Raw genomic sequence first — 12692 nt, 5'->3', positions numbered from 1 at the left:
GGAAGGAGCGCGGCCGGGAACAGCGGCGGAAGGGCGGCCGCGGCCGGAGCGGCAATGATGCTGTGCGGTGCGGGGCTTCTGCTCGGCGTCGCCGTGGCACCGGCCCAGGCGGCCGAGGTGTCGTACGCCACCGAGTGCATCCCGCCCTCGATCTCCGGGCTGCCCCCGGTCGAGGGCACCACGAAGGTGGAGATCACGGCACCGGCCGAGGCCAAGGCCGGCGACGAGGTCACGGTCGGCTGGAAGTTCGTGCAGGCCGCGTCCAAGAACCCCGACGTGCTCGACCTGGACAAGGACACGGTCAAGCCGACCGGCACGCTGAAGGCGGGCGGCGCGCAGACCGCCGACATCGCCATGGAGGGGCCGCGGTCGAACCCGCCGATCCCCAAGAACAGCGACATGAAGCTGTCCGGCATGACGGGCACCCTGAAACTGACGGCGGCGGGCGAGGTGACGCTGACACCGGACGCGTACACCATCAACGTCAACAAGCCGATCTCCACGGACACCAAGTGCACTCCGAAGGAGACGGTGGGACCGGCGGCGACCATCAAGGTGACCGGCGGGAGCGGCGGAGCGGGCGGTACGACGGGCGGGCTGCCGACGGTGGTGCCGACGACGCTCCTCCCGACCACCCCGCCGACGGGCCTGCCGACCGCGTCCTCCACCGCGACGTCCCCCACGGCCACCTCCTCCGCGACGTCCCCGACGGCGAGCGCGAGTGCGACCGGCGGGCAGACGGACTTCACGGGCAAGGAGGTCCAGGTCCCGTACGCCTGCAAGACGCCCATCGGGGACAAGAGCGCCACGTCGCCGGTGCAGATCGACGCGAAGAAGGCGGGCGGGAACTTCGATCTCACCGTGCGGTTCAAGAAGTCGGTGATGAACAGCCCGGCGGACATCCCCAAAGGCTCGGTGAAACCGTCGATGGAGGTCGTGGTGGGCGGCGCGGACAAGGGTACGGTCCACGTCGAGGGCCCGGCGAACGCCCAGGACATCAAGTCGGGCGAGCCGATCGCGATCCCGGATCTGACGGGAACCTACAGACCGGGCGCCGACGGGGAGTCGACGCTGTCGCCGGGCGTGCTGACCATCAAGGCCCTCGGCACCACCACGACGTGCACACCGACGAAGACGGAGGTGTCGCTGACGCTGGACACCGCGCGGCAGCCGGGCGGGACGTCCGGAGGCACGTCGTCGGGCGGTACGACGGGCGGCGGGACCGCGGGCGGCGGCACGACGGCCGGGGGTACGACGGCCGGGGGTACGACAGGCGGCGGCCTGGCCCAGACGGGCGCGGACGACCACGGCACCCTCAAGGCCCTGGGCCTGGTGGCGGGAACGGCGATCCTGCTGGGCGGCGCGGTCTTCACGTTCCTGCCCCGCCGCGTCCGCTGACCCCGGAGAACGGCGGAGGGCCGCCGCACCCACGTGGGTGCGGCGGCCCTCCGAGAGCCGGGGACAGACGTCAGTGCACGTCGCCCATGAGCTCCTTGACCTTGCTGCGGTACATCCACACCGCAAGACCGGCGACCACGGCGAGCGCGGCCTGCAGGGTCACGATGCCCGTCTTGTTCAGGTCGACGCCCGCGATGGACAGCAGACCGGTCGTGGCGTCACCGGCGGTGACGGCCAGGAACCAGACACCCATCATCTGGGAGGCGTACTTCGCCGGCGCCATCTTCGTGGTGACCGACAGACCCACCGGGGACAGCGTCAGCTCACCGATGGTCTGCACGAAGTAGATCGCCACCAGCCACATCGCGGCCGCCTTGTGACCGCCGTCGGCGATCGCCAGCGGGGCGAGGAAGAGGAAGAAGGACGCGCCGATCAGGACCAGGCCCATCGCGAACTTCACCGCGGTGCTCGGCTCCTTGCCGTGCCGGGCCAGCGCCAGCCACGCCCAGGCGAAGACCGGGGCCAGCGCCATGATCATGACCGGGTTGACCGACTGGTACCAGGAGACCGGGAAGTTCCAGCCGAAGATCGTGTTCTTCGCCGCGGAGTCGGCGAACAGCGAGACCGTCGAGCCGCCCTGGTCGTAGATCATCCAGAACACGGCCGCGGCGACGAAGAACCAGATGTACGCCGTCATCCTCGACTGCTCGGTGCGGTCCAGTTCCTTGTCCCGCTTGATGCGGGCGATGACCAGGATCGGGATGATCAGGCCGGCGAGGGTGATCGGGACCAGCAGCCAGTTCAGCGTGTAGACGCCGGAGAAGCCGACGATCGCGTAGAAGACGACCGCGACGCCCGCCCACAGGGCGGCCTTGGTGAGGGTGGCCTTCTTCTGCTCGGCCGACAGCGGGGTGGGCACGACCTCCGAGCTGGGGCTCAGGTGACGGCGGCCGAGCAGGTACTGGCCGAGGCCGAGCGCCATGCCGAGCGCGGCGAGCGCGAAGCCCAGGTGCCAGTTGACGCTCTCACCGACGGTGCCGATGACCAGCGGCGCGGCGAAGGCGCCCAGGTTGATGCCGATGTAGAAGACGGTGAAGCCACCGTCGCGCCGCGGGTCGTCCGGGCCCTCGTAGAGGTGGCCGACCATCGTCGAGATGTTCGCCTTCAGCAGGCCCGAGCCGATCGCGACCAGGCCGAGACCGGCGAAGAAGGTGCCGGAGGACGGCAGGGCCAGCGTGAGGTGGCCCAGCATGATGACGAAGCCCGCCACGGCGACCGTCTTGCGGGGACCGAGGACGCGGTCGGCGAACCAGCCGCCCGGCAGGGCGAGCAGGTACACGAGCGACACGTACACCGAGTAGATCGCGGTCGCAGTGGCCGCGCTCAGGTGCAGGCCGCCCGGTGCCACCAGGTACAGCGGGAGGAGGGCCTTCATGCCGTAGTAGGAGAAACGCTCCCACATCTCCGTCATGAAGAGTGTGGCCAGTCCGCGGGGGTGGCCGAAGAAGGTCTTCTCGGATCCGGGGGTGCCCGGGCGGACCGAGTCCTTCGTCAGGCTGGACGCCATGGTCGTTCCTTGCTGGTCGGGACGCGCTGCACGAGCGGCACGCGCCCGTGGGGGGACGGCCGGCACCGGCGGGATCGGACGTCCGCCCCACGCCCACGGGGTGTACGCCCCGGATCACGGAGCGATGGACGGCGACCACCGGCATCCACGCCTCTACGCGCGTTGAGCGCTCAAGGCCCGGCCACAGGTCATTCCTTCAAGGCTGGGAGGAGGCCAGCCCGCACACAAAAGAGACCTTCAGCGTCGAGCTACCGCCAAAGGTCCCTGTTGGTGCTACAGGCGTTCTCTTCACCATACGGCAGGGCAGGGCCGGATATGGAAGGACTTGAGACGCGGATCACAGGTAGTTACGGAACTATGGTCACCCATTCGAAGGTCTATGCCCAAATGGCCCCCAAGAGGTGCAGGCGTGACCACACAGCGTCACGGACGGCGACGCCGCCGCATCGTCCCAGGTACAGGTAAGAATTCGCAGCCGCCATCACACTCGCGCTCACACCTTTGCTCTTGTCCTGGGCGGACTACCATCACCCCATGACCCGTGTACTGCTCGCCGAGGACGACGCGTCCATCTCGGAGCCGCTGGCCCGTGCCCTGCGCCGGGAGGGTTACGAGGTCGAGGTGCGCGAGGACGGACCCACCGCGCTCGACGCCGGAATGCAGGGCGGCGTCGACCTGGTCGTGCTGGACCTCGGGCTGCCCGGCATGGACGGTCTGGAGGTGGCCCGCCGGCTGCGCGCCGAGGGCCACACCGTCCCGATCCTCATCCTGACCGCACGGGCCGACGAGGTGGACACCGTCGTCGGCCTCGACGCGGGCGCCGACGACTACGTCACCAAGCCGTTCCGGCTCGCCGAACTGCTCGCCCGGGTCCGCGCCCTGCTGCGGCGCGGCGCCACCGAGCCCGCGCAGCCGCCCGCCACGCACGGCGTGCGTATCGACGTGGAGTCGCACCGGGCGTGGATGGGCGACGAGGAGCTGCAGCTCACCGCGAAGGAGTTCGACCTGCTCCGGGTCCTGGTCCGGGACGCGGGCCGGGTCGTCACGCGCGACCAGCTGATGCGCGAGGTCTGGGACACGACGTGGTGGTCGTCCACGAAGACCCTCGACATGCACATCTCATGGCTCCGCAAGAAGCTGGGCGACGACGCGGCGAACCCGCGGTACATCGCGACGGTACGGGGCGTGGGCTTCCGGTTCGAGAAGAACTAGGCGCTGCCGCTGGGCTCCGCCGGGATCCGTGTGGTTCGGGGTGGCCACAGGGCGTCACGCAGTTGTGGCCGGTGTGCACGGCCGTGGGTCCGGTGTGCGTCCACGGCCGCGGGTCTCCTGTGGCCGGTCGCGCAGTTCCCCGCGCCCCCTCAGGGCGCGGCCCCACCCCATGGCCCAGACCTGCCCGGGGGACACTGGTCGTCGTAAAGCCACCGCCCGGAGGGCCCCGTGCGTCGTCGTCTCATCCAGTCCACCCTCGCCGTCGTCCTCGTGGTGATCGCGGTCTTCGGCGTCTCGCTCGTGATCGTCGAGACCCGGACGATCAGCAACAGCGCCCAGGAGCGCGTCGACTCCGAGGCGCTGCGGCTGGCCAGCATCGTGGACAGCCGGATCCTCGGCGACGAGAAGGTCAGCGCCGCGGTCTTCAAGGACCAGGTCACCGGCGACAGGTACGCGGTGATCGACATCCCCGGCCAGCCCAGCATCCGGGTCGGCAACCAGCCCACGGGTGACGTCATCCACTCCACGACCAAGGGCGAGGAGGGGGAGACGGTCCGCGTCGAGGAGCCCCGATCCGCCGTCACACGCGAAGTCGGCCGTACGCTGCTGATCATCGCCCTGGTGGCGCTGCTCGCGATCATCGCGGCGGTGCTGCTCGCGGTGCGCCAGGCCAACCGTCTCGCCTCCCCGCTGACCGACCTCGCCGAGACCGCCGAGCGCCTCGGCTCCGGCGACCCGCGGCCGCGCCACAAGCGGTACGGCGTCCCGGAGCTGGACCGGGTCGCCGACGTCCTCGACTCCTCCGCCGAGCGGATCGCCCGCATGCTGACCGCCGAGCGGCGCCTGGCGGCCGACGCCTCGCACCAGCTGCGCACACCCCTGACGGCGCTGTCCATGCGGCTGGAGGAGATCACGCTCACGGACGACCCGGACACGGTGAAGGAAGAGGCGACGATCGCACTGACGCAGGTGGAGCGGCTCACGGACGTCGTGGAGCGGCTGCTGACGAACGCCCGTGACCCGCGCACCGGCTCCGCCGTCTCCTTCGACCTGGACGAGGTCATCCAGCAGCAGCTCGCCGAATGGCGGCCCGCCTACCGCAGCGCGGGACGTGCGATCGTCAGCTCCGGCAAACGGCATCTGCGGGCCGTGGGGACGCCGGGGGCGGTCGCCCAGGTGCTGGCGGCGCTGATCGAGAACTCGCTCATGCACGGGGGCGGCACGGTCGCCCTGCGCACCCGGGTCACCGGCAACCAGGCGGTCGTGGAGGTCACGGACGAGGGGCCGGGGGTGCCGCCGGAGCTGGGCTCCCGGATCTTCGAGCGCACCATCAGCGGCCGCAACTCCACGGGCATCGGTCTCGCGGTGGCGCGTGATCTCGCGGAGGCCGACGGGGGCCGTCTGGAGATGCTCCAGGCCAAGCCCCCGGTCTTCGGCCTGTTCCTGTCCCGGACCCCGCTGAAGGTGCCCGCCGAACCGGAGGAACCGGAACCCACTGTGAGGTGAACCGGGAGCGGGGGTCCCGGTGAAGCGGTCGGTCAGGAGCCGGCTGCTTCGCCGCATCACGCCGGGCGAAGTCCTTCGCAGCATGACGCCGGGCGAGGTGCTGCACCGGCGGCAAGGCGATGCCGCCGGTCAGCGGTTCGTGCCGGTCAGCGGTTCGCGTGCTCGTCGTGGCGCCGCTGCTGTGCCTCCTGGAGTATCGACTCGGCGCCCGCCACCGCCGACCCCGCCGGAATGGCCCGGAACACCCAGGTGCGGTACGACCAGAAGCGGAACAGCGTCCCGAGGCCGATGCCGAGGAACTTGAAGACGTTGCTCTGCAGCGGGCTGTCCCAGCCGAACCCGTACGTCGCCAGGTACAGCACACCGTTCTCGATCACCAGTCCCGCCGCGCTGAACACCAGGAACAGGGTCATCTCACGGGTGCGCCCGCTCTTGTCCCGGTCCCGGTAGGTGAAGTAGCGGAAGCCGATGTAGTTGAAGACGATGGCGACGACCGTGGCGATGATGCTCGCCCGGACCACCTGGAGCCCCGTGACGTTCCGCACGAGGTTGAACACCAGGAGGTTGACCAGCAGTCCCGCTCCGCCGACCGCGCCGAACTTGGCGACCTCGCGCAGTACCCGGTCGAACTTCCGGCGCACCGCGCCCTGGGGCCTGTCCGTCAGACTTGTGGAACCACTGCCCATGGTGTCGCCAGCCCCCGTCGGGTCGGTCGTAATCGGTCGCGTCACTGGTGTCGTTCGTGCCGCTCGGTGACAACAGGCCCTCGGCGGAGGGCGCCGAACGGCTCCGTCAACCCGGCCATGCTAACGAGCGCCGGTGAACGATGTCCGGGGACCATACATGAGGACGGAAAGAAAGCCACCTGGACCCCGTTCCGCAAACCCCCCGAGTTTTTCTTCGCGTACCCCTTCGAAAGTCCCTCGGAATCGGCACTCCAAACGCCCTCCGCTGGGACGGAAACCGGCCTCCCTGGCCGGGCCGATACCCTGGGTCCGTGACATTCCCGGTAGTCGGCATGGTCGGCGGTGGCCAGCTCGCTCGTATGACCCACGAGGCAGGCATCCCGCTGGGCATCAGGTTCAAGCTCCTCAGTGACACACCCCAGGACTCCGCGGCACAGGTCGTCGGCGACGTCGTCGTCGGCGACTACCGCGACCTGGACACGCTGCGTGCCTTCGCGCAGGGCTGTGACGTGATCACCTTCGATCACGAGCACGTGCCCACCGAGCACCTGCGGGCCCTGGAGGCGGACGGCATCCCCGTGCGCCCCGGCCCCGACGCGCTCGTGCACGCCCAGGACAAGGGCGTGATGCGCGCCAAACTCGACTCGATCGGTGTGCCGTGCCCGCGGCACCGGATCGTCAGCGACCCCGAGGACGTCGCCGCGTTCGCCGCCGAGGGCGATGGTTTCCCCGTCGTCCTGAAGACCGTCCGCGGCGGCTACGACGGCAAGGGCGTGTGGGTGGTGGACTCCGTCGAGGAGGCCGCCGACCCCTTCCGTGCCGGCGTCCCCGTCCTCGCCGAGGAGAAGGTCGACTTCGTCCGGGAGCTGGCCGCCAACGTCGTACGGTCGCCGCACGGGCAGGCCGTCGCCTACCCGGTCGTGGAGTCCCGGCAGGTGAACGGCGTCTGCGACACCGTGATCGCCCCGGCCCCCGACCTGGACGACGAGCTGGCCCTCGAGGCCGAGCAGCTCGCGCTCACGATCGCCAAGGAACTGGGCGTCGTCGGTCACCTCGCCGTGGAGCTGTTCCAGACGCGTGACGGCCGCATCCTGGTCAACGAGCTGGCGATGCGCCCGCACAACTCGGGCCACTGGTCGATGGACGGCGCGATCACCTCGCAGTTCGCCAACCATGTCCGGGCCGTCCTCGACCTCCCGCTCGGCGACCCGCGCCCGCGCGCCAAGTGGACGGTCATGGTCAACGTCCTCGGCGGCGACTACCCCGACATGTACTCGGCGTACCTGCACTGCATGGCGCGCGATCCGCAGCTCAAGATCCACATGTATGGCAAGGACGTGAAGCCCGGCCGCAAGGTGGGCCACGTCAACACCTACGGCGACGACCTCGACGACGTGCTGGAGCGCGCCCGTCACGCAGCCGGCTACCTGAGAGGCACGATCACCGAATGAGCCCTGTTGTTGGCATCGTCATGGGGTCCGACTCCGACTGGCCCGTCATGGAGGCCGCCGCCAAGGCCCTCGACGAGTTCGAGATCGCGTACGAGGTCGACGTCGTCTCCGCGCACCGCATGCCGCGCGAGATGGTCGCCTACGGCGAGCAGGCGGCGGAGCGCGGTCTGAAGGTGATCATCGCGGGCGCGGGCGGCGCCGCCCACCTGCCCGGCATGCTCGCCTCCGTCACCCCGCTGCCCGTCATCGGCGTGCCGGTCCCGCTGAAGTACCTGGACGGCATGGACTCGCTGCTGTCGATCGTGCAGATGCCGGCCGGTGTCCCCGTGGCCACCGTGTCCGTCGGCGGCGCCCGCAACGCCGGGTTGCTCGCGGCGCGCATCCTCGCCGCTCACGACGAGGACCTCCTGCAGCGGATGCGGGAGTTCCAGCAGGAACTCAACGACCAGGCCACCGAGAAGGGCAAGCGCCTGCGCTCCAAGGTCGAGGGAGCGGCGGCGGGCTTCGGCTTCAACTCGGGGAAGTGACGCGATGACCTCGCCGTCCTTGCAGTCCGCCCGGGAACTCCTGCGGGAGTTCCCGGTCGTCGACGGGCACAACGACTTGCCCTGGGCACTGCGCAAACAGGTCCGGTACGACCTCGACGCCCTGGACGTCGCCCGGCACCAGAACACCCGCCTGCACACCGACCTGCCCCGGCTGCGCGAGGGCGGGGTCGGCGCCCAGTACTGGTCGGTGTACGTGCCCTGCGACCTGCCCGACCCGGTGCCCGCGACGCTGGAGCAGATCGACTGCGTACGGCAGCTGCTCGCCCGCTACCCGGCTGACCTGGCCCCCGCCCTGACCGCCGCCGACATGGAGACGGCGCGCAAGGAGGGCCGTATCGCCTCCCTGATGGGTGCGGAGGGCGGCCACTCCATCGCGAACTCGCTCGGCACGCTGCGGGGCCTGTACGCGCTCGGTGTGCGCTACATGACCCTCACCCACAACGACAACGTGGCGTGGGCGGACTCCGCGACGGACGAACCGGGCGTCGGCGGCCTCTCGGAATTCGGCCGTGAGGTGGTCCGGGAGATGAACCGCCTCGGCATGCTCGTCGACCTCTCGCACGTGGCGGCGACCACGATGCGCGACGCGCTGGACACCACCGACGCCCCGGTGATCTTCTCCCACTCCTCGGCCCGCGCGGTGTGCGACCACCCGCGCAACATCCCCGACGACGTCCTCGAACGCCTGCCCGCCAACGGCGGAGTGGCGATGGTGACGTTCGTGCCCAAGTTCGTCCTCCAGGCGGCCGTCGACTGGACGGCCGCGGCGGACGACAACATGCGCGCGCACGGCCTGCACCCCCTCGACACCACCCCCGAGGCGATGAAGGTCCACCGCGCCTTCGAGGAGCGCACCCCGCGCCCGGTCGCCACGGTCGCGACGGTCGCCGACCACCTCGACCACATGCGCGAGGCGGCGGGCATCGACCACGTCGGCATCGGCGGCGACTACGACGGCACGGCCTTCACCCCGGACGGCCTCGGCGACGTCTCGGGCTACCCGAACCTGATCGCGGAGCTGCTGGACCGCGGCTGGTCGAGGGCCGACCTGGCGAAGCTGACCTGGCAGAACGCGGTACGGGTGCTGGGCGCGGCCGAGGACGTGGCGCGCGACGTGCAGACCACCCGCGGGCCGTCCCACGCGACCATCGAGGACCTCGACGGCTGACCGTCCGGGACGGAGCGGGATGACGGTCCGGTACGCCCCACCGAGTCCGAGCCGCCCTCCTCCCGGCCCTGGGGGTCGCGCCCGCACCCGAGCTGCCGCCCACCCGGCCCGCGCTGTGGGCGGCGCGGTCCGGTCAGGGCAACGGCCGGTTCAGGTGTGCTCGATCCGGCACAGGCAGAAGGGGTGTCCCGCCGGGTCGGCGTACACCATGAAGTCCTTCTTCTCCCGGTCCGCCACGTCCAGTGGCTGCGCGCCCAGCGCCAGCACCTTCTCGTGCGCCGCGTCCACCTCCTCCCAGGTGGAACCCGCGTCGAAGTCGAGATGGAACTGCTGCGGGTTGCGGTCCGCGCGCGGCCATTCCGGCGGGGTGTAGCCCTCCACCCGCTGGAAGCCGATCCGCGGCCCGTCGGGGATCCGCAGGACGACCCACTCCTCGTCCTCGGCCTTGGGTGTGCCACCACCCACGCGCGCGTAGAACTCGGCGAGCGCGCGGGGGTCCGGGCAGTCGATCACCACGTTGCGGAAACGTGCCACAGCGGGCATGAGGGGCCTCCTTCGGCGTCAGCAGGCGCAGAGACAGAACGGGTGCCCGGCCGGGTCCGCGTAAACGCGGAAGGTGCGCGAGCGGTCCTCCGCGTCGAGCGGCTTCGCGCCCAGCTCCAGCACCCCCTTCTCCGCCGCGTCCAGGTCTTCCACCACCAGGTCCAGGTGGAACTGCTGCGAGTGGTCGGGCGCGGGCCACTTCGGCGGTACGAATCCGGGCGCCGCCTGGAAGGCCAGCGCCTGCCCGCCGGGCACCCGCAGGTCCACCCAGTCCCCCTCGCCCTCGACGCTGCCGCCGAGCACCTCGGCGTAGAAGGCCGCGAGCGCGCCCGGGTCCGGGCAGTCCAGGACGACGGGGCCGAGCTTGGCGAGAGCCATGACTTCCTCCTCCAGATCGCGGTCACCGATGGAACTCTGGCACCTGTTACCGAAAGAAGCCGTCAACAGGTAACAGCTGCTGCGTGGTCATGCTCCCGGTCATGAGGTGACGGCGCAAGAGGTACACGCCGGCCGGCCCCGGTTACCGCATCAGGGGCAGCTGGAGGTAACGTCGCGGGCATGAGTGAGAGATCGCCCGCTCCCGGCGGACTCGAACTCGTCCAGGCCCTGGTGAACACGCTGGACATCGAGTCGGGCACCGACTCGCTGGACACCGTGGAGGGCCGGTCCCGTTTCGCTCTCACCGAGGACGAGCTGCCGCGCGCCCGCGAACTGCGCGAGTCGTTGCGGGCCGCCCTGCTCGCCCACGCGGGCCACCCGCCGCACCGCGAGGTGACCCCCCTGACCCGTCTGCTGGCGCAGGCCCCGCTCTATGTGGCCGTCGACGAGCGGGACGGCTCGGCCCGTCTGACCCCCGCCGGCGAGGGCACCTTGCACGCGCGCGTGGCGGCGGCGGTCGCCGAGGCGCTGACAGCGGGCACCTGGGGCCGTCTGAAGGCCTGTGAGGCCGTGACGTGCCACTGGGCGTACTACGACCGCAGTCCGGCCGGACGTGGCCGCTGGTGCTCGATGGCGGTGTGCGGGGCGCGCGCGAAGATGCGGCGGTATCGGGCGAAAGAGGCGTGATCCACAGGGAGTTCACCGGTCGGACGGTGACCCGGTGGTGCAGAATGCAACAGGACGCCGGTCCGGCCGACTGAGCCTCGGCCGGACCGGCGTCACCCGTACGGCTATGCGGTGGGGCGGCCCATCGCCCGGTACGTCCACCCGGCCCGGCGCCAGACCTCCGGGTCGAGCGCGTTGCGGCCGTCGAGGAGGATGCGGGAGGCCGTCGCCTCGCCCAGCTCCGCCGGGTCCAGCTCGCGGAACTCACGCCACTCGGTGAGGTGCAGGACCACGTCCGCGCCCCTGACCGCCTCCAGCGCGGAGTCGGCGTAGCCGAGCGTCGGGAAGAGCCGCCGGGCGTTGTCCATGCCCTTGGGGTCGTAGACCGTGACCTGGCCGCCCTGCAGGTGGATCTGCCCGGCGACGTTCAGCGCGGGCGAGTCACGGACGTCGTCGGAGTCCGGCTTGAAGGTGGCGCCGAGCACCGCGACCCGCTTGCCGAGGAACGAACCGCCGCCCAGCGCCTCCCGCGCCATCTCCACCATCTGGCCGCGCCGGCGCATGTTGATGGAGTCGATCTCGCGCAGGAAGGTCAGTGCCTGGTCGGCGCCCAGCTCACCGGCGCGCGCCATGAAGGCCCGGATGTCCTTCGGCAGACAGCCGCCGCCGAAGCCGATCCCCGCACGGAGGAACTTCTTGCCGATCCGGTCGTCATAGCCGATGGCCTCCGCCAGCTTGGCCACGTCGCCGCCCGCGGCCTCGCACACCTCCGCCATCGCGTTGATGAAGGAGATCTTGGTGGCGAGGAAGGAGTTCGCGGCGGTCTTCACCAGCTCGGCGGTCGGGAAGTCGGTCACCACGAACGGCGTGCCCTCGGCCAGGGGCGTCGCGTACACCTCGCGCAGCAGCTTCTCGGCCCGCTCACTGCGCACGCCGATCACGATCCGGTCCGGGTGCAGCGTGTCCTTGACGGCGAAGCCCTCGCGCAGGAACTCGGGGTTCCAGGCCAGTTCGGCGTCCCCGCCCGCGGGCGCGTGCTCGGCGAGGTACGTGGCGAGGCGGTCCGCGGAGCCGACGGGCACGGTCGACTTGCCGACGACGAGCGCGGGGCCCTTCAGATGCGGCGCGAGGGAGGCGATCGCGGCGTCGACGTACGACATGTCGCAGGCGTACTCGCCGTGCTTCTGCGGGGTGTTCACACACAGGAAGTGGACGTCGCCGAACTCGGCCAGCTCGGCCCAGTCCATCGTGAAGCGCAGCCGCCCGCTGGATCCCTCGATGCCCGCGACGTGCTTGCGCAGCAACTCCTCGAGCCCGGGCTCGTACATCGGGACCTCGCCCCGCTGCAGCATCTCGATCTTCTCGGGCACGACGTCCAGACCCAGCACCTCGAACCCCAGCTCGGCCATGGCCGCGGCGTGCGTCGCGCCGAGATAGCCGGTGCCGATCACGGTGATCTTGAGGCTCATGGGTGCTCCAGAACGGGTAGGGCGGTGACCGGTGCCCGAGCATAGCCGGGCGCCTTCCCGGGCAATTTCCCAGCTGTCGCCAAGCTCACGTACCCGTCCC

At 70.7% G+C, this 12692-nt stretch carries 12 protein-coding genes; 7 read left to right on the top strand and 5 right to left on the bottom strand.

The features are described from left to right. Positions 1-57 precede the first annotated feature (57 nt). Positions 58-1398 carry a hypothetical protein gene (locus ACFYZE_RS34095; protein WP_389002985.1) on the top strand — a complete coding sequence of 447 codons (1341 nt, stop codon included), beginning with the start codon at positions 58-60 and terminating at the stop codon, positions 1396-1398. Between the two features lie 70 nt (positions 1399-1468). Here ACFYZE_RS34095 and ACFYZE_RS34090 read toward each other — a convergent pair whose 3' ends face one another. Further along, complete coding sequence (locus ACFYZE_RS34090; RefSeq protein WP_389002931.1) at positions 1469-2965, bottom strand: oligopeptide:H+ symporter; 1497 nt, start codon at positions 2963-2965, stop codon at positions 1469-1471. A 534-nt stretch (positions 2966-3499) separates the two neighbouring features. Here ACFYZE_RS34090 and ACFYZE_RS34085 point away from each other — a divergent pair. Both ACFYZE_RS34085 and ACFYZE_RS34080 read left to right on the top strand, forming a co-directional pair. Then, entirely contained in the window at positions 3500-4177 is a 678-nt protein-coding gene (locus ACFYZE_RS34085; protein WP_086747411.1) for a response regulator transcription factor, read from the top strand. Between the two features lie 228 nt (positions 4178-4405). Next, positions 4406-5683 carry an ATP-binding protein gene (locus ACFYZE_RS34080; RefSeq protein WP_389002928.1) on the top strand — a complete coding sequence of 426 codons (1278 nt, stop codon included), beginning with the start codon at positions 4406-4408 and terminating at the stop codon, positions 5681-5683. A gap of 146 nt (positions 5684-5829) precedes the next feature. On the opposite strand, the gene ACFYZE_RS34075 is transcribed toward ACFYZE_RS34080, so the two are convergent. Next, complete coding sequence (locus ACFYZE_RS34075) at positions 5830-6369, bottom strand: GtrA family protein (protein WP_389002925.1); 540 nt, start codon at positions 6367-6369, stop codon at positions 5830-5832. Between the two features lie 311 nt (positions 6370-6680). Here ACFYZE_RS34075 and ACFYZE_RS34070 point away from each other — a divergent pair, with 311 nt between their 5' ends. Genes ACFYZE_RS34070 through ACFYZE_RS34060 form a run of 3 tightly spaced genes read left to right on the top strand, consistent with a single transcriptional unit; the run spans position 6681 to position 9536 of the window. Next, positions 6681-7820 (top strand): 5-(carboxyamino)imidazole ribonucleotide synthase, encoded by a 1140-nt coding sequence (locus tag ACFYZE_RS34070; protein ID WP_389002922.1) that lies wholly within the window; start codon positions 6681-6683, stop codon positions 7818-7820. Then, positions 7817-8347 carry a 5-(carboxyamino)imidazole ribonucleotide mutase gene (gene purE, locus ACFYZE_RS34065; protein ID WP_389002919.1) on the top strand — a complete coding sequence of 177 codons (531 nt, stop codon included), beginning with the start codon at positions 7817-7819 and terminating at the stop codon, positions 8345-8347. Before ACFYZE_RS34070 ends, purE begins: the two co-directional genes overlap by 4 nt. A gap of 4 nt (positions 8348-8351) precedes the next feature. Beyond that, positions 8352-9536: a dipeptidase gene (locus ACFYZE_RS34060; protein WP_389002916.1), complete on the top strand. Its 1185-nt coding sequence runs from the start codon at positions 8352-8354 to the stop codon at positions 9534-9536. 150 nt (positions 9537-9686) lie between these two features. Here ACFYZE_RS34060 and ACFYZE_RS34055 read toward each other — a convergent pair whose 3' ends face one another. Both ACFYZE_RS34055 and ACFYZE_RS34050 read right to left on the bottom strand, forming a co-directional pair. Further along, entirely contained in the window at positions 9687-10079 is a 393-nt protein-coding gene (locus ACFYZE_RS34055) for a VOC family protein (RefSeq protein ID WP_389002913.1), read from the bottom strand. 18 nt (positions 10080-10097) lie between these two features. Then, a complete protein-coding gene (locus ACFYZE_RS34050; RefSeq protein ID WP_389002910.1) occupies positions 10098-10457 on the bottom strand; it encodes a VOC family protein in 360 nt (119 codons plus the stop codon). 180 nt (positions 10458-10637) lie between these two features. Between ACFYZE_RS34050 and ACFYZE_RS34045 the strand changes: the two genes are divergently transcribed. Then, entirely contained in the window at positions 10638-11144 is a 507-nt protein-coding gene (locus ACFYZE_RS34045) for a CGNR zinc finger domain-containing protein (RefSeq protein ID WP_389002907.1), read from the top strand. Between the two features lie 104 nt (positions 11145-11248). On the opposite strand, the gene ACFYZE_RS34040 is transcribed toward ACFYZE_RS34045, so the two are convergent. Next, a complete protein-coding gene (locus ACFYZE_RS34040) occupies positions 11249-12592 on the bottom strand; it encodes a UDP-glucose dehydrogenase family protein (protein ID WP_389002904.1) in 1344 nt (447 codons plus the stop codon). Positions 12593-12692 lie beyond the last annotated feature (100 nt).

The organism is Streptomyces sp. NPDC001796, assembly GCF_042892355.1.
Taxonomy (GTDB): Bacteria; Actinomycetota; Actinomycetes; order Streptomycetales; family Streptomycetaceae; genus Streptomyces.
This window is presented reverse-complemented; position numbering and strand designations above follow the sequence as displayed.